Origin of the sequence: Enterococcus sp. MMGLQ5-1 (assembly GCF_013155265.1) — a bacterium.
GTDB lineage: Bacteria > Bacillota > Bacilli > Lactobacillales > Streptococcaceae > MMGLQ5-1.
In genome coordinates this window covers 15,089-31,746 of record NZ_JABJXU010000005.1, presented here as the reverse complement: position 1 = coordinate 31,746, position 16,658 = coordinate 15,089, and the positions used below count along the sequence as shown (strand labels likewise).

Below are 16,658 nucleotides of genomic sequence, written 5' to 3'. Positions count from 1 at the left end.
TCAAAAATCACAGTACATTTAGCCTGTTTCGAGTATGCCTAACCAACGCTCTCAACTTTTTACGAAAGGAAGGTAACAATGAGTTCTATTTTTATGCCTACAAAAGTTCTAATTGATGATGCGGTTATTGAAAATAATCAATCAGCATGGCTTTTAGGTCAATCAGCATTATTAATCACTGGTCGAAGCTCTGCTAAATTAAGTGGTGCTGAGTCGGACGTGATTGCTTGCTTAGAGGCAAATCATATTAAGTATTCTATTTTTAATCAAATTGAAAATGATCCAACTGTTGAAACAGTACTTGCTGCATCAGAATATGCAAAAACTGTCGATGCAGATTTTATTATCGGAATCGGTGGCGGTAGTCCGTTAGATGCTGCAAAAGGGGTAGCTGTCTTAGCAGTTAATGAGGCATTGACCCTAGATGAATTATTCCGTAATCAATTTACGAAGGCCTTACCGATTGTTGCCATTCCGACAACAGCTGGTACTGGTAGTGAAGTGACGCCTTATAGTGTGCTTTATCGTCAAGATATTGGCACCAAGGTTAGCTTTGGCAGTCCTTTAACCTTCCCTAAAATTGCTTTATTGGACGAAAAATATACAGAAAGCTTGAGAAAGGATATTGCGATTCATACCGCAATCGATGCTTTTACACATAGTTTTGAAGGCTTCCTAGCGAATAGAGCCTCGGCATATTCGGATACATTAGCCTTAGATGCGCTTAAACGTTTTGGAAGCGTAATTGATCAGCTAGCTGATTTGAATTATTCGAGCGCACTTCGTAAAGAATTATTATATATTTCAATGCTTGGCGGGATGGTTATCTCACATACTGGTGTCACAGTGGTACATGCGATGGGCTACGCCTATACTGTGCATTATGATATTCCGCATGGACAGGCAAATGGCTTTTTATTAGGTACCTATTTAAAATATTTAAAACAGATTAACGAGCAAAAGCTAGAGTTTGCCCTAGATACCCTTGGGATGAGTGCTGAGCAATTGGTAAAAAAAATTCAAGGCTTAATTGGTAGCGCACCGGCAATCAGAGAAGAGGAAATTGCTCAATTTACTGAGCAAACCTTGGTCCAAAGTGGTAGTCTGGCAAATACCTCAGGTGTAGTAGATGAAGTAATTTTGAAAGAATTATGGAAAAATGAGTGGAGGCAGTCACATGAACTTGTATGAACGTAGCTTGAAGGTGTTAGCGCCTGTTGCCAAAAGAGCAACACAATTAGGTGTTCAAAGTGGTCAGGGTAGTTATTTAATTGACGAAAATGGTCGAAAAATTTTAGATTTTGCCAGTGGTGTGGCAGTCTGTAATATCGGACATAATCATCCAAAGGTGGTTGAGGCGATTCATCAACAGGTCGACGAATTAATCCACGCAGGACATAATGTGGTTTACTATGAAAGCTATGTTAAGCTTGCTGAGCGCTTAGCTGAATTAAACGGTCCAGATTCAATGGTTTATTTTAGTAATAGTGGCGCTGAGGCAAATGACGGCGCAATCAAGCTTGCAAAATATGTAACAAAGCGTAAAGCAATTATTAGCTTTAAAAATAGCTTCCATGGTCGTACAATCGGTGCGATGAGCTTGACAGCTTCTAGTTCGGCATATCGTAAATATTATACAACCCTACCTGATATTTATTACCTAGATTACCCAAATGTCTATAAAAATCCATTAGTTGATGGTCAACTGGATCGGCATTTTTATGATCAATTTACTGAATTATTTAATACTCTAGTTGATCCTTATGATGTTGCAGCTATTATTTTAGAGCCTGTTCAAGGTGAGGGCGGTTATGTTGTACCACCGAAGGCTTTTCTTGAATATATTCGCTCGGTTTGTGACGAATATGGTATTTTATTAATTTTTGATGAAATCCAAACAGGCTTTGGTCGGACGGGTAAATTATTTGCTTCTCAAGTTTTTGAGGTTGAACCAGATATTAGAACTGTTGCTAAGGGAATTGCGTCAGGTCTGCCGCTCTCTGCTATTTTAGCGAAAAAGGATTTAATGCTACAATGGTCACCCGGTGCGCATGGTGGTACCTTTGGTGGCAATCCTGTCGCCTGTGCTGCGGGCTTGGCAACGTTAGATGTGCTATTGGGTGGGGCGATTGATAACGCTGCTAAGCAAGGTCAATATTTTAAGGCAGAGCTTGAGAGGCTGCAAGAAAAATTTGATTGTATTGTCGATGTCCGTGGTGTTGGTTTAATGATTGGAATGGAAATTGAGACAGATGGTCAACCAGATGCTGCTAAAACGGCTCAAATATTAAAAAAATCGTTGGAAAAAGGTTTATTGCTGCTTTCTTGTGGCACAGCGCATAATGTCGTTCGATTTATTGCACCAACCACTGTAAGTGAATCAGAAATTGATGAGGCGCTTGGGATTTTAACTGAAGCTTTTAGTGAGATTATTGTAGAGAAAAAAGTTTTAAACTGATGTTCATAATTATGGAAGTGATTTATGTATAAGGAACGTAATCTTTCTTCATTTGAAGCTGTATTTTTTTTGATTATTGCGATTGGAATTAATGCACTGGGAATGGGATTAACGGTTGCAACAAATTTTGGCAGTGCAATGTGGACAGCGAGTGCTGTTAATATCGCTCAGTTTCTTAATTTAACTTTGGGACTGGTCTTGATTATTTATGGGGTGATCCAAATTGCTGTCAATTGCTTGTTATCACAAATGGTGGACTATCGAAGAATTATTGGCAATTTAATAGTTGTCTGTTTTTTTGGAATGCTTGTTGCAGTCTTTACCCATTTTTTTCGGTTGATTGGTGTGCCGGAGCTATCAGTTACCCTTAGAGTTATATTGGATATAGTAGGTACTTTTTGTGTGGGAATTGGTATCTCAATTTCTCAACGTATTAATTTATTGTTACATCCTTGGGATGAGTTAACGAATATTTTAAGATTTAAGTATTTCAAGGGAGACCCTAGAAAAGCACAAATTGTTACTTTTTTGATACCGTTAATGATTATTTTAATTTTATTTTTTAAGACTGGGCGAATTGCTGCGGTCAATTTTGGGACAATTTTTGCCTTTTGCTTTCAAGGCTCTGTCATTGGCTGGTCAGATAATCATATTCACAAGCGTTTGGTACATCGGATTAGTTATTAGTAGCTAGCAAATTTCACGTCAATGGATAGATTGAAGCGGGGAGTTTATTGCCCCTTTTTTAAGTATATTTTAAGCTAGATTCATTATATTTATCTTACTGTGAGATGAGATTTTAATATAATGAGGTGACAATGAAAACGAGCAGAAAACAGCAGAATAATCAAGATAGCCAGTCGATAAAACAAAAAGTAGTCTTTTTCGTTTCATTTATCGTAGTAATTGCTATTATTGTAACGGTACCTCAATTGATAATGACTAATAGTACAAAAAGTCAAATTCTAGCAGAAGATAAGCTTGAAATTGATATTGAATTTGAAAGTGAAGATAATGCAACCTTAGTTGCTACAAGTGATACGGTTAAACTATATTCAGATATTAATCAGTCAAGTGATGCAACTATGCCAATTGATACGCAGGTAACAATTAATAAATATATTGTGACTTCTAATAATGAGGTTTTCGCCCAATTTACGAATGACTCAAAATCATATTATGTATCAGCTGAAAATATTGAACTACAATTTACAAATGCAGTAAATGTTGCGGTTGAAAATTTAGGCTTTCCGACCACAAGCGTTACGAAAGAAATTAATTCTAATTTTGAAAAGAAGGCATATCAGACTGATAATCAAAAGCCGATTGGTGTCTTGATTCACGATACAGGGACTGAATACTCTACTATAGAGAGTGAAGTGAATTACATGATTGACGCTTATAGTGAGGCTGGTGTTTTCGTTCATACTTTTATAGATGGCGAGCAGGTTGTTAATATTGCAGATACAGACTACATGGCTCAAGGTGCGGGAGAAAAAGCTAATCCATATTATATTCAATTTGAATTGACACACGTTTATACAGCAGAGGAGTTTGCCTCACAAATCGCAATGTCAGCCTACTATACAGCCTTAATGCTAAGGGAAAATAATTTAGAGGTTACCCTAGGTGATTCAGATGGAACAGGTACAATCTGGACACATGAGATGGTTAGCGATTATTTAGGAGGGACTGATCATACTGACCCTACTGATTATTGGACAACTTCAGCAAGCTCACTCTTCAATAGTGAATATACAGCTGAGAATTTTAAAAATTTAGTTTTGGCTTATTATATTACACTTTCTTAACTTGATGTTGAAGCTTTTATTATATTAATTTAATGTTTAAAACGCTATGGCATGTGATTTTAAGCTTAATTGTTATTTAGATAATATATTAAGCCTCGTTTAAGCTTTTCTTTATATGATTAAGTCATCCCAAATAATTAATCTTTTTCATAAACGCCTACCACTGTCAGAAATGACGGTGGTTTTTGCCATTGTCACTTACTCACCGAAAATTTCAGCATGAAATTTGAGGCAGTTATTTAAAAAGCTGAAATGGTCGTTTTGTGGTGTAGAAAATTAGGGATTTAGCGTAAACGTGCAACGCACGTGCGCATCAATCATCTATTTTCTTAACCACAGACCATTGAAGCTAGATTAGTGACAAAGGTTCCATGATGCTATCTGCGTCAGCAGATAGGACTATTGCTTAATGTTGTTAAAATAGTAGTCTGACCAGCATGGTGCACTTGAGCGCACGCTAAAGTGTGACATTTGATTTGAACTTATTTTTAGTATACGGGCTAAATCAGCTATGAATGCTTGCAGAAGTACAGACATTGGTTGGGCAAAACCTGCTCAACTAAATAAACAATGTCTTAGCTTCTGTTGCGCATCCATGAGCAAGATGATTTAGCACCTCAAGCAACCAAAGGGCGCTTTAAAAATCTTAGTTCAAAGGCAAAATAAGAGCAAACTAGAAAAGGATGTCCTTTGCGAAATGTGCACCAATTAAAAAAGTAGATTATATAGTAAATAGACTAAATAAATAATAATAAAAAATAGACCTTCCTTTTTGGTTAATTCATGCTTGTTAGAATTATAAATACAGTAAAGAAGATATAAAAAAATGATAACTGCAATTGGAAAGTGAAATAATAAAAAAGTTTTTGGTACTACAAGTGAGGCTTTTGAAAACGAAATGGTAGTGCTTAAAACCAATAGAATATTCATTAAGCTGGCACCGATTAAATTACCAAAGGCTAGACCACCATGCCCCTTTTTAGCAGAGACTATGACAGTTGATAGCTCAGGTAGGCTTGTGCCAAGTGCAACGATGGTCGCTGATATAATTGCTTCTGAGATACCTAAACGATTAGCAGAAGCCTGTACGGTTGCAACTAAAAAGCTTGAGCTTACGGCAACGATGAGTGCTGAAAAAATCACTTTTGCTATTAGTATGACCAATTTACTGGCAGTTACCGTTTTTTTCTTTTCCGTATGTTGTAATTGCTTATTACTAGAACTTTTTTTGAACGCATAAAAAAGATAAATTGGTAAGATTATTAATAAGATATAGCCGGTATATCTAGGAATCACTGCTTGATTTAAAATTGAAATTAAATAGATGCTTATTAAGCACAAAAAAGTAATCCATACATTGAACGCAGTTTTTTTAGCAACTGGTATTTTGCCGTATAGAATGCCAATACCCAAAATAATGCTTGTATTTGTGATAATTGAACCGAGTGCATTACCAAGCGCTAAGTCGTTGGAACCATTTAATAATGCAGTAATCGTTGTTGCAAATTCAGGTAAACTGGTGCCTAAGGAAACGATTGTCGCACCGATAATAATATCTGAAATCCCTAGAGTTTTTGAAATGATAATTGCCGAATCTGTTAAGTAATCAGCAGATTTAGAAAGAATGAATAATGCAATTAAAAAGACGATAATAATTATAAATAATGGTGAATTAGTAAAAAGTTGATCCATAGAATAAATTCCTTTCTGCACCTTGCTTGGCAAGTCTAGTTTTTTTCATAAAAAAAGGCGTTGCTCAAGTATTCTTCCTGCCCTAAGAAGAATAAACCTTGAAGCAACAGCCCAACCGTTTTTTTTTATTTAACTGATTAGATATTAACATGACCTGCTTAATAAATCAATTTGATAAATTATTAAAATTTAAATGCTGTGCTTGTCGAAGATCAGTATAAATTACAATTTTTTGATAAAAAATAATGAAAACGATTAATTAATTTAAATAGAGCTGTGATAAAATAAATAAAGATATTATTAATTAATTCATATTAAGTCGGTTTGTTATTATTTGGGAGGATTTAATGAAACGTCAGCAGCACTTAAGACGAAAGCATCTTTTTCGAAAAAACATCAGTATTGCAATTTTAATTATAATTTTAATTATATTAATAGTTACTTTAATTTTTGGTTTATATGGTGATAAAAAAGCAGGACAGCATTCGACTGCTAACAAAACGACCACAGAAACTAATTCATCGCAAGCAATGGAGCAATCATCAGCACAAAAAATTACGATTACGGCGAGTGGAGATATGCTCTATCATGATATTGTTTATGGAAGTGCTTTTGATGGTCAAAGCTATGATTTCACCAATGATTATGAGCAGATTACACCTTTGGTTTCATCAGCCGATTTAGCGCTCGGTGATTTTGAAGGAACGATTAATCCAAATCGTGAATTGGCTGGCTATCCAATTTTCAACGCCCCAGAGGCAGTGATTTCAAGCATTAAAAATGCGGGCTATGACGCAATTGATTTAGCACATAATCATATTCTTGATACTGGGATTGAGGGCTTGGAGTATACCGCTAATGCCTTTCAAAAGGCTGGTATTGATACATTTGGTGTTAATGTTCCAAATGATGATATTTTAATAAAGGAAATTAATGGAATTAAGGTTGCTATTTTGGGCTTTAGCTATGGTTTTAATGGGATTGAGGCAACGATTAGTCAGGCTGATTATGATCACTATTTAAATGATTTAAATATGGCGCATGTTAAAAGCAAGATTGAGGCAGCTGAAAAAAAGGCGGATTTGACTATTGTGATGCCGCAATCAGGTGTCGAATATAGCTTAGAACCAACTGAAGAACAGCAGACTAAATATCGTCAGATGGTGGATTATGGTGCTGATATTATTTTTGGCGGTCATCCTCATGTTGCTGAGTCAACGGAGATTATTGAAAAAGATGGTGCCAAAAAATTTATCATCTATTCGATGGGGAATTTACTTTCAAATCAGCGTTATGAGACTTTAGAAAATTATTGGACCGAGCGTGGTGTGATTATGGAGGTTGAGGTAACCAAGGAAAATAATCAGACGACTTTAACTGGTATTAAGGCACATCCGACCTGGGTATCAAGGGAACCAATTGATCGCACTTTTTTGGGTTATCCAGCCTATGATTATCAGGTTTTTCTAGCAGAGGACTATTTAAGTGGTGGTAAGTATGTGGATACTGTTTCTGAAGAAAAGCGGCAACGAATTGAGACGGCATATCATGAGATGATTGATTTATTGAATATTCAATGATAGCAACTACGAGTATTTTGCTTGATTATTCGTAATTAATGAGGGTATATGCTGATTATGACGCTTCATTTTGATGAACAAACGCTCATCTTTCACAAATCAATATTTTAGAATAAGCCAATAATTATAATGCTTATTATCTCCAATAGCGATTTTATATTGAATAGTTTGATTGAAATTTCACAAATGCTTTGTTATAATTTGATAGAAATAATTATTAATAAAGGAGCTATTAAATGAAAAGGAAATTATTGGGTATTGCTTCACTACTAATCGTGGCGAGCTTGTTTTTGTCTGCTTGTGCTATTTTTCAACCAGACAAAAAGACGAGTTCTCAAAGTGAGGCAAGCAGCGAAAAACAATCAGACGTGGATTCAGGTGCATCGGAGAATACATACACCGATCCTTCAGAATTGAAAGATTCTTATGACATTATCATTGTAGGTGCTGGTGGAGCTGGAATGACCGCGGCAATTGAAGCCAAGGATGCTGGTATGAATCCAGTTATTTTTGAAAAAATGCCTGTTGCTGGCGGAAATACCTCGAAGTCTTCCAGTGGGATGAATGCTTCTAATACCAAAGTTCAAAAGGCACAGGGGATTGAAGATAGTAACGACGCATTTTATGAAGAAACCTTAAAGGGTGGCAAGGGGACAAATGACAAGGATTTATTGCGTTACTTTGTTGACCACTCAGCCGATGCAATTGATTGGTTGGATCAAAATGGTATTGTACTTGATAATTTAACAATTACTGGCGGTATGAGTCAAAAAAGAACGCATCGCCCTTCTGATGGTTCAGCGATTGGTGAATATTTAGTGAATGGTCTAATTGAAAATGTGCATAAGCGTGAAATTCCAATTTTTGTTAATGCAGATGTGACTTCAATTAAGGAAAATGATGGCACAGTTGATGGTGTTTCTGTGACAATTCAAGGTGAAAAGGCTAAAACAATTAAGTCTAAGGCAGTTGTTGTAACAACTGGTGGATTTGGCGCGAATGAAAAATTAATTGAAAAATATCGTCCAGATCTTAAAGGCTATGTGACGACTAATCAAGAAGGTAGCACTGGTGACGGTATTACGATGATTGAAAAACTAGGCGGTCAGGTTGTGGATATGGATCAAATTCAAATTCACCCAACGGTACAGCAGGATAAAGGTATTTTAATCGGTGAAGCTGTTCGTGGTGAAGGTGCAATCCTTGTCAATGATGAGGGGAAACGCTTTGTTAACGAATTAGATACGCGTGATAAGGTTTCGGCTGCGATTACAGCCTTGCCTGAAAAATCTGCTTATTTAGTCTTTGATCAAGGTGTGAGAGATCGAGCTACGGCAATTGAATTTTATGATAAACAGGGTTATGTTATCTCAGGAGATACGATTGAAGCACTTGCCGAAAAAATGAATGTTCCTGCAGGTGATTTAGAATCAACCGTTTCTACTTGGAATACAAGCGTTGCGAATAAATCGGATGCTGAATTTGGTCGGACGACCGCGATGGATCATGATCTTTCGACACCGAAATACTATGCAATTAAAATTGCACCGGGTATTCACTATACCATGGGTGGTGTGAAGATTAATACTGAAACACAGGTATTAAACAAATCAAATGAACCAATAAAAGGCCTGTATGCTGCTGGAGAAGTAGTTGGCGGTTTACATGGTCAAAATCGAATTGGCGGTAATTCGGTAGCTGAAATTATTATCTTTGGCCGCCAAGCTGGCATTCAATCAGCGGCTTTTGCGAAAGAGCAATAAAGAATAAGTAAATTAGCGCCCTCACTATTTTTAGTGAGGGTGCTTTTTGCTGAGATGACAGAAATTAATTTTCTGTCATAAAAAAGATACTGTAATTGTAATTACAGTATCCTTCATATTTACATCATTAATGGCATACATTGGTTTGAATCCTGTTTGTTTCAAGCAAACGTTCAATTTAATTTATTTGCCCCAATATGCTTGAGCGATTCGCTGTCCTTGATCAATTTTTGCCCATTGTTCAGCTTCAGTCAATTCATTGCCACCGTCGCAGGAAGCAAAGCCACATTGATGTGATAATAATAAGCGCTCCTTGTCAATGATTTTGCTAGCTTCATCTAGTAAGCGAATTACTCTTTTTTCATCGTCTAAGGTATTTGTTTTACTAGAAAGTAGACCGAGAACGATTTCAACATTTGGACGATCTTGGAAAACCTTTAAAGCATCTAACGAGCCTGCGCGTTCATCGTCCCATTCTAAGAAGAAGCGATCGTATTTTAATTGTTTTAAGAAGAGACTGGCAATTTTAATGTATGAACCGCCACCCATATTGCGTGAATCATAATTACCACGGCAGTTATGTGTCCAAACCTTTAAGCCTAGCTCATGCCCAAAATCAATTAATGCATTGTTTAATTCAATAAATTCAGTTGCCAATTCAGTCGCAGCAGCTTCATTATTTGCTTCACCTGTGAATGGTGAGTTTGGATTGTCATCTGCAAACATTTCCCAAAGACAGTCATCTAGCTGAATAATTTTACCACCAGCCTGCGCGTAGTCAGTGAAGAATTCTTTATAAGCACCTAATAAGCCAGCTTTTAGTTCAGCCGTTGTATTATAAACGGCGTCTTGACCGCCAATATTATCTGACCAGCTGAGCTCACCAAAAATGTGTGAGGGTGAAGGAATGCAAAGCTTGACTGAATGTCCCTTAGCCGCCGCCTTTAGCTTTTCAAAAATAGCAATAAAATGGTGATTTGTGCCACCTAGCTTATCAACGATACGCAAGCCGACATCCTTACGTGTTTCGTAATTTTCTACCTCATCTTTATCTCTGAAAAAATAACCATGCTCAGCAATGTAGCGCTCAATACCAGATAAGCCCCAAACAAAGTCAAGATGCCAGAGTGATTTTGAATACTCGCCATCTGTAATAATCTCAATATTGTGGTCAATTTGTTCTTGAACAACAGTTTGAATTGCTTCTAGCTCACAAGCCTCATAGCCCTCGAAAGCATCATAGAAAGGATAAATGATGTCATCTCTTTTTTCAATTTCTGATTTATATTTTAATAAAGCCTCAGGTCTTAATAGACTACCTACTAGTTGGAATTTTTCACTCATTAATTATTGCCTCCTATTATTAATAATGTATTTATAGTTTAATCTCTAATGGATGAAATGAAAAACACTTAGTTTCTATAGCAAGAGATAGGTAAAACTTATATTAAGAAATACTTGAATATAATTTATTTAAAATGATTAATAAGCATAATTCTTATTAATAAACAACAATTATTACCATAGTGTTGTTTAATAATGAAAATACTTTAATAATAATAAACGTGGTGGTAGAATGGCGGTAAATGGAGTTGAGGGAGGTATATATGGTAACAGCTTCAAACGAATCGCCAGCCGTAATAAGTAATAATGATACGGTAATGACGGATAAAGGTTTAAATCAAGAAGAGGTTTTAAAGCGTCGTGAAAAATTTGGTTATAATCAAATTGAAACGCCTAAGGGAGAGTCGGTATTCCTTAAATTTATTAGGCATTTTATTAGCTTGATGGCAATCCTGCTTTGGGTCGGTGGCTTTGTAGCCTTCTTTTTTACCGATACACCACAGTTAGGGATTGCAATTTGGCTAGTAAATGTCATTAACGGTTTATTCAGCTTCTTCCAAGAGAGCAAGGCAAGTAAAGCAACAGAAGCATTGAAAAAAATGCTCGCTGATTATGCGCGAGTTCTTCGTGATGGTGAGGAAGCTCAGATTTTGGCTGAGGAGTTAGTGCCTGATGATATTTTATTAGTTGAAGAGGGCGATAAAATTTCTGCGGATGCACGCTTATTTGCGTCAACGGATTTACAGGTTAATCAATCGGCGCTAACTGGGGAATCTAGTCCCGTTCGTAAAAACGAGCATAGTATTGCTGTAGCTGGGCATGACGGCTTTGAACAGAAAAATATGATTTTTGCTGGTACAACAGTTTCTAGCGGAAGTGGTCGTGCAATTGTCACTAAAATTGGGATGCAGACTGAATTTGGTAAAATTGCGAAATTGACACAATCAATGACCGACGAAAAAAGTCCGCTTCAAAAAGAATTAGATAAGCTAACGAAGCAAATTTCGATTATTGCGGTGTCAATCGGTATCTTCTTTTTTATTGCTGCCGTTTTATTTGTTAAACAACCGCTTGCACAGGCCTTTGTCTTTTCACTTGGGATGATTGTTGCCTTTATCCCTGAGGGACTATTACCAACGGTTACCTTGTCTTTGGCAATGGCTGTTCAAAGAATGGCTAAAGAAAATGCTTTAGTTAAGAAATTGTCCTCTGTTGAAGCCCTTGGCTCAACCTCGGTTATTTGTTCAGATAAAACAGGGACATTGACTCAAAATGAAATGACAGTTAATCATGTTTGGTTACCAGAAAAAGAGTTTGAGGTGACTGGCTTAGGCTATGCACCGAAGGGTGATTTACTCCTAGGAGACAAGCAAACATCTGTGAATGAGCATTCTGATTTAGATTTAGTTTTAACTGCTGCAGCCTTATGTAGTAATGCCAAGATTGTATCTCCTGATGAAGAGCATCCACGTTATACTGTTTTGGGCGATCCGACTGAAGCCTGTTTGAGTGTCGTTGCCCAAAAGGCAGGAATCAGCCTAGAATTATTAGCAAAGGACTTTCCAAGAATCCGAGAATTACCCTTTGACTCAACTCGCAAAAGAATGACAACGATTCATCAGGCGAAGCACGAAATTGCAGGCTTTAAGCGAGTTGCCTTTATTAAAGGGGCACCTAAGGAAACTGCTGAGTTATGTACGAAAATATTAATAAATAATGAAATCAAAGCAATGACCCCCGAACAGCTTGCTAAAATCATGAAGGCAAATGATGATTATGCCCGTCAAGGCTTACGTGTCTTGGCGATTGCTTATCGAGGCTTAGATAATGTTGAGGGTATTCCACAAAAATTAAGTGAATATACAAGTGAGGTCATTGAGCAGGAAATGACTTTTGTTGGTCTAGTTGTGATGGCAGATCCACCACGAGTTGAAGTGGCGGCAGCTGTTGAAAAATGTCATCAGGCTAGTATTCGCATTATCATGATTACTGGTGATTATGGCTTGACTGCTGAGAGTATTGCTAAACGAATTGGAATTGTCAAAGGTGAGCATCCTCGTGTGGTGACAGGCGCTGAATTAACAGATTTATCAGATGAAGCATTGAAAGCAATCTTAAAAGATGAGGTCATCTTTGCTCGAGTTGCCCCCGAACAAAAATATCGAGTTGTTGCCAATTTGCAAGAATTAGATAATGTCGTCGCAGTAACAGGTGATGGCGTTAATGATGCACCAGCTCTTAAAAAGGGGGACATTGGTGTTGCAATGGGGATTACGGGTACTGATGTTGCCAAGGAATCGGCAGACATGATTTTGACTGATGATAATTTTGCCTCAATTGTACGCGCAGTAGAGGAGGGTCGTGCCGTTTACACAAATATTCAGAAGTTCTTGCTTTATATCTTCAATAGTAATATGGCAGAAGCTGTACCTTCAGCATTCTTCCTATTTTCTAAGGGGAAGATTCCGCTGCCATTAACGATTATGCAAATTTTGGCAATTGATTTAGGGACAGACATGGTACCGGCACTTGGCTTGGGTACAGAGCTACCGGAGCCTGGCATTATGGAAAGACCGCCACGTAAGAAGAGTGATTCTCTGCTAAATCGCAAAATTATTGTTAAAGCATTTCTTTGGTATGGCTTGATAGAGGCCTTGATTGCGATGTCGGCATACTTCTTCAGCTATTTTACACATGGTGGCTCACTTTCAAATCTAGCCGATAGCGGTTTACTCTATCGTCAAGCAACGACGATGACCCTAGGTGCGATTATCTTCTGTCAAATTGGGATGGTCATGAATTGTCGGACAGAGGCACATTCGGTTTTTTCAATTCGTTTATTGGGTAATAAATTGATTAATAAAGGAATTATCTTTGAAATTCTGTTATTTATTGCCTTAGCTTATATCCCAATTTTTCATGATTTATTTAATACAGCACCACTTGGTCTGATGGATTGGTTATTCTTACTAATTTGTCCAATACCAGTTGTTTTGATTGAAGAATTAAGAAAGAAACATCAAAGAACTCGCTTGATTAAAAATAAGGAGGCCATTTTATGAAAATTGTCATTGTCGGCTCAGGTAGATTAGGAACTGGTCTTGCCAATGAATTTGAGGCAGGCGGAGAAAAAGTAACTGTTGTAAGCTCAAATGTTGAAGAAATTAAGCGCTTAGAGCAAACCTATTCAGGCACTATTCTCTGTGGTAAGGAATTTGATAAAGAGATTCTTGAAAAAGCAGGCATTGGTTCGGCAGATGGCCTGATTGCCTGTACTCAGAGCGATGAAACGAATGCACTCGTTGCTCGAATTGCTCGAATCAATTATAAGGTGCCAAAGGTGATAGCCAGACTTTACGATAGCCGTAAGGTATCTATTTATAATGCACTAGGTGTTCAAGTCATTGCCACAACACAATGGGGCGTAGCTCGTGCGAAGGAGCTATTAACCTTTAATCATGTAGAAACGGTAATGAGTATTGGTAATACACCGGTTGAGCTAGTCCGAATTAGTGTGCCTCAATTACTGATTGGCAAGAAAATTAAAGACGCGCTACCCTTAAATGAAATCCGTATTTGTGCTTTAAGCCGAGGCAACCAGTCGTTCATTCCAAATAGTGAAACCCTGCTGCAGGCGAATGATATTCTATATTTTACTGTTCTTACTGATTCAATTGATCGAATTACTCGAATTTTAGATTTATAAGCAGTATTTGTTATTAACAAGAATTATGAGAGGAGAAGAATAGATGGATATTATTATAGTTGGTGGCGGACAGGTTGGCTCGTATGTCGGGAGAAGGTTATTAGATTCTGGTAATCGTGTCAAAATTATTGAGCATCGAGAGCACGTGATGGCGGCTTTGAGAAATATTTTTCCAGAGGAGGTCCTAGTTTATGGAGATGGTGCTGATCCAAGAATTATGGAAAAGGCAGGTATTAGTCGAACAGATGTGTTAGCTGTCGTGACGGGGGCAGATGAAATTAATCTGGTTGCTTCAACGATTGCTAAATTTGAATTTGGCGTTGATAAGGTAATCGCTCGAGTCAATAATCCGAAAAACGAATGGCTTTATACCTTTGAAATGGGAGTTGACGTTAAGGTGAGTCAGGCAGACTTATTATCTAATATCATTATTGATCAAATTGATATGGAAAATATAACAACCTTGATGCGTCTAAATAAAGGAGATGCTTCAATTATCGAGTTGACCATTAAATCAGGCTCTAAGGTTGAAAATATTGCGCTGAAGGATTTACATATTCCGAAAACGACGGTTTTGATTGCCATTCAACGTGCAAGTGAAAACATCGTGGCAAGAGGCGAAACAGTGTTAGAGGTCGGCGATCATATTTTAGCGTATACTAATTCAGCGGAGACACGGGAGGTCTACCAGTTATTTAATTGAGCCTGTGATAGCTATCTACGGATGGCTATTTTTTGTTCATGTTAGGGTATTGATTTATTATTAACAACCTAAATTTTAAATTAATAAAACCGAACCTCAATAAAAGGTTCGGTATTTAGCTATTCATAATGTGTTTGATTAGATTGCAAATAAATCTGTTGGTTGAACAGGAGAGGTATCATAAACTTTAAATTGTTCATTAACACCAAGATCCTTTTTCATTAAGGTTGCTTCCATTGTCATATGAGCTAATTCGACAATATTATTTTCCTTACTCAAATGCCCTAGATAAATCCGTTTAGTTTTATTACCAAGTACCTCAGTCATTACCTTTGAGCCATCATCATTGGATAAATGCCCCTTATCACTCAAAATACGCTGCTTTAAATTCCACGGATATTTACCCATTCTTAAAATTTCTAAATCATGATTACTTTCGATTAGATAAGCATCTGCATTTTTTATAATGCCCCGCATACGATCTGAGACATAGCCAGTATCAGTTAGCATAACGAATGATTTATTATCCTTCATAAAACGATAAAATTGCGGCTCAATTGCATCATGACTGACACCAAAGCTTTCTACATCAATATCGCCGAAGGTAATTGTTTTACCTAACTCAAATATTTTTTTTTGTTCGCCATCGATGTTGCCGATGCATTTATCCATTTCGTACCAAGTTTTTTCATTGGCGTGGACATTCATTTTATACTTACGTGCTAAGACGCCGACACCATGGATGTGATCACGATGCTCATGAGTAACAAATAAGTCATCAATTTGATCCGGTGTTCGTCCAATTTCGGCTAAAAGCTGAGTAATTTTTTTGCCAGATAGTCCCGCATCAACCAAGATTTTACGCTGGTCTGTTTCAATATATAGTGAATTGCCCGTACTCCCAGAAGCAAGGATACTAACTTTAAAGCCTTCCATGAATTATCAGTCCTCTCAAAGTTCTATTATACGTTGTGATAGCAAAAATTTAAAGTATTTCATAGCAAAAGCTTGGAAAATATCGAATTCCATAATATTTTTCTTGACTTCATCAGGTAAAACAAGTATTATAGACAACGGTATGTTTACCCCATTTTAAGGCCCCGGAACCGAAAAATGAAATGTAAACAAAAGAACAATTGGAGGAAATAATCGTGCGTACAACATATATGGCTAAACCAGGCGAAGTAGAACGTAAATGGTATGTCGTAGATGCGACTGATATTCCATTAGGTCGTTTATCTGCTGTCGTAGCTAAGATTCTACGTGGTAAAAACAAACCAACTTTCACACCTCATGCTGATACAGGTGATTTTGTAATCGTTATTAATGCAGAAAAAATTAAATTAACTGGTAAAAAGGCAAGCGATAAAATTTACTATCGTCATTCATTATACCCAGGTGGTTTGAAACAAATTTCTGCTGGCGAATTGCGTGAAAACAATCCCGTTCGTTTAATCGAAACTTCTGTAAAAGGTATGTTACCAAAAAATACTTTAGGTCGTGCGCAAGGCATGAAATTAAAAGTATTTGCAGGCGCTGAACACACTCACCAAGCGCAACAACCTGAAGTATTAGATATTACGAATTTAATTTAAGGAGGA

13 protein-coding genes are annotated in these 16,658 nt (G+C 37.1%); 10 read left to right on the top strand and 3 right to left on the bottom strand.

Features of this window, described 5'->3' with window-relative positions; translation table 11 throughout:
- Positions 1-78 precede the first annotated feature (78 nt).
- The 4 genes from HOY35_RS06445 to HOY35_RS06430 all read left to right on the top strand — a co-directional run bounded on the left by HOY35_RS06445 (position 79) and on the right by HOY35_RS06430 (position 4,269).
- Complete coding sequence (locus HOY35_RS06445) at positions 79-1,191, top strand: iron-containing alcohol dehydrogenase family protein (RefSeq protein ID WP_172211804.1); 1,113 nt, start codon at positions 79-81, stop codon at positions 1,189-1,191.
- Positions 1,178-2,458 (top strand): aspartate aminotransferase family protein, encoded by a 1,281-nt coding sequence (locus tag HOY35_RS06440; protein ID WP_172211806.1) that lies wholly within the window; start codon positions 1,178-1,180, stop codon positions 2,456-2,458. Before HOY35_RS06445 ends, HOY35_RS06440 begins: the two co-directional genes overlap by 14 nt.
- A 24-nt stretch (positions 2,459-2,482) precedes the next feature.
- Positions 2,483-3,145 carry a hypothetical protein gene (locus HOY35_RS06435; RefSeq protein ID WP_172211808.1) on the top strand — a complete coding sequence of 221 codons (663 nt, stop codon included), beginning with the start codon at positions 2,483-2,485 and terminating at the stop codon, positions 3,143-3,145.
- Positions 3,146-3,276: 131 nt separating this feature from the next.
- Positions 3,277-4,269 (top strand): peptidoglycan recognition family protein, encoded by a 993-nt coding sequence (locus HOY35_RS06430; protein WP_172211810.1) that lies wholly within the window; start codon positions 3,277-3,279, stop codon positions 4,267-4,269.
- Positions 4,270-4,977: 708 nt separating this feature from the next.
- Here HOY35_RS06430 and HOY35_RS06425 read toward each other — a convergent pair.
- The gene (locus HOY35_RS06425; protein ID WP_172211812.1) at positions 4,978-5,961 is read right to left on the bottom strand and encodes a sodium:calcium antiporter; all 984 of its coding nucleotides are present in this window, start codon (positions 5,959-5,961) and stop codon (positions 4,978-4,980) included.
- Between the two features lie 347 nt (positions 5,962-6,308).
- Here HOY35_RS06425 and HOY35_RS06420 point away from each other — a divergent pair, with 347 nt between their 5' ends.
- Positions 6,309-7,541 carry a CapA family protein gene (locus HOY35_RS06420; protein WP_172211814.1) on the top strand — a complete coding sequence of 411 codons (1,233 nt, stop codon included), beginning with the start codon at positions 6,309-6,311 and terminating at the stop codon, positions 7,539-7,541.
- A 236-nt stretch (positions 7,542-7,777) separates the two neighbouring features.
- Positions 7,778-9,304 carry a flavocytochrome c gene (locus tag HOY35_RS06415; RefSeq protein WP_172211816.1) on the top strand — a complete coding sequence of 509 codons (1,527 nt, stop codon included), beginning with the start codon at positions 7,778-7,780 and terminating at the stop codon, positions 9,302-9,304.
- 183 nt (positions 9,305-9,487) lie between these two features.
- Here HOY35_RS06415 and HOY35_RS06410 read toward each other — a convergent pair whose 3' ends face one another.
- The gene (locus HOY35_RS06410) at positions 9,488-10,648 is read right to left on the bottom strand and encodes a cobalamin-independent methionine synthase II family protein (protein WP_172211818.1); all 1,161 of its coding nucleotides are present in this window, start codon (positions 10,646-10,648) and stop codon (positions 9,488-9,490) included.
- 263 nt (positions 10,649-10,911) lie between these two features.
- On the opposite strand from HOY35_RS06410, the gene HOY35_RS06405 reads away from it, so the two are divergent.
- Genes HOY35_RS06405 through HOY35_RS06395 form a run of 3 tightly spaced genes read left to right on the top strand, consistent with a single transcriptional unit; the run spans position 10,912 to position 15,057 of the window.
- Positions 10,912-13,710: a cation-transporting P-type ATPase gene (locus tag HOY35_RS06405; RefSeq protein ID WP_249641501.1), complete on the top strand. Its 2,799-nt coding sequence runs from the start codon at positions 10,912-10,914 to the stop codon at positions 13,708-13,710.
- Positions 13,707-14,354, top strand: a complete 648-nt coding sequence (locus HOY35_RS06400; protein ID WP_172211822.1) for a TrkA family potassium uptake protein — start codon at positions 13,707-13,709, stop codon at positions 14,352-14,354. Before HOY35_RS06405 ends, HOY35_RS06400 begins: the two co-directional genes overlap by 4 nt.
- A 43-nt stretch (positions 14,355-14,397) precedes the next feature.
- Complete coding sequence (locus HOY35_RS06395) at positions 14,398-15,057, top strand: TrkA family potassium uptake protein (protein WP_172211824.1); 660 nt, start codon at positions 14,398-14,400, stop codon at positions 15,055-15,057.
- A gap of 138 nt (positions 15,058-15,195) precedes the next feature.
- On the opposite strand, the gene HOY35_RS06390 is transcribed toward HOY35_RS06395, so the two are convergent.
- A complete protein-coding gene (locus HOY35_RS06390) occupies positions 15,196-15,993 on the bottom strand; it encodes an MBL fold metallo-hydrolase (RefSeq protein WP_172211826.1) in 798 nt (265 codons plus the stop codon).
- Between the two features lie 212 nt (positions 15,994-16,205).
- Here HOY35_RS06390 and rplM point away from each other — a divergent pair, with 212 nt between their 5' ends.
- Positions 16,206-16,652 carry a 50S ribosomal protein L13 gene (gene rplM, locus HOY35_RS06385; protein ID WP_172211864.1) on the top strand — a complete coding sequence of 149 codons (447 nt, stop codon included), beginning with the start codon at positions 16,206-16,208 and terminating at the stop codon, positions 16,650-16,652.
- The last annotated feature ends 6 nt before the right edge of the window (positions 16,653-16,658 follow it).

What these genes read in the sequence shown, in the direction of transcription:
- HOY35_RS06445 (WP_172211804.1), top strand. Translation starts at nt 79, where the DNA reads ATGAGTTCTATTTTTATGCCTACAAAAGTTCTAATTGATGATGCGGTT.
- HOY35_RS06440 (WP_172211806.1), top strand. Translation starts at nt 1,178, where the DNA reads ATGAACTTGTATGAACGTAGCTTGAAGGTGTTAGCGCCTGTTGCCAAA.
- HOY35_RS06435 (WP_172211808.1), top strand. Translation starts at nt 2,483, where the DNA reads ATGTATAAGGAACGTAATCTTTCTTCATTTGAAGCTGTATTTTTTTTG.
- HOY35_RS06430 (WP_172211810.1), top strand. Translation starts at nt 3,277, where the DNA reads ATGAAAACGAGCAGAAAACAGCAGAATAATCAAGATAGCCAGTCGATA.
- HOY35_RS06425 (WP_172211812.1), bottom strand. Translation starts at nt 5,961, where the DNA reads ATGGATCAACTTTTTACTAATTCACCATTATTTATAATTATTATCGTC.
- HOY35_RS06420 (WP_172211814.1), top strand. Translation starts at nt 6,309, where the DNA reads ATGAAACGTCAGCAGCACTTAAGACGAAAGCATCTTTTTCGAAAAAAC.
- HOY35_RS06415 (WP_172211816.1), top strand. Translation starts at nt 7,778, where the DNA reads ATGAAAAGGAAATTATTGGGTATTGCTTCACTACTAATCGTGGCGAGC.
- HOY35_RS06410 (WP_172211818.1), bottom strand. Translation starts at nt 10,648, where the DNA reads ATGAGTGAAAAATTCCAACTAGTAGGTAGTCTATTAAGACCTGAGGCT.
- HOY35_RS06405 (WP_249641501.1), top strand. Translation starts at nt 10,912, where the DNA reads ATGGTAACAGCTTCAAACGAATCGCCAGCCGTAATAAGTAATAATGAT.
- HOY35_RS06400 (WP_172211822.1), top strand. Translation starts at nt 13,707, where the DNA reads ATGAAAATTGTCATTGTCGGCTCAGGTAGATTAGGAACTGGTCTTGCC.
- HOY35_RS06395 (WP_172211824.1), top strand. Translation starts at nt 14,398, where the DNA reads ATGGATATTATTATAGTTGGTGGCGGACAGGTTGGCTCGTATGTCGGG.
- HOY35_RS06390 (WP_172211826.1), bottom strand. Translation starts at nt 15,993, where the DNA reads ATGGAAGGCTTTAAAGTTAGTATCCTTGCTTCTGGGAGTACGGGCAAT.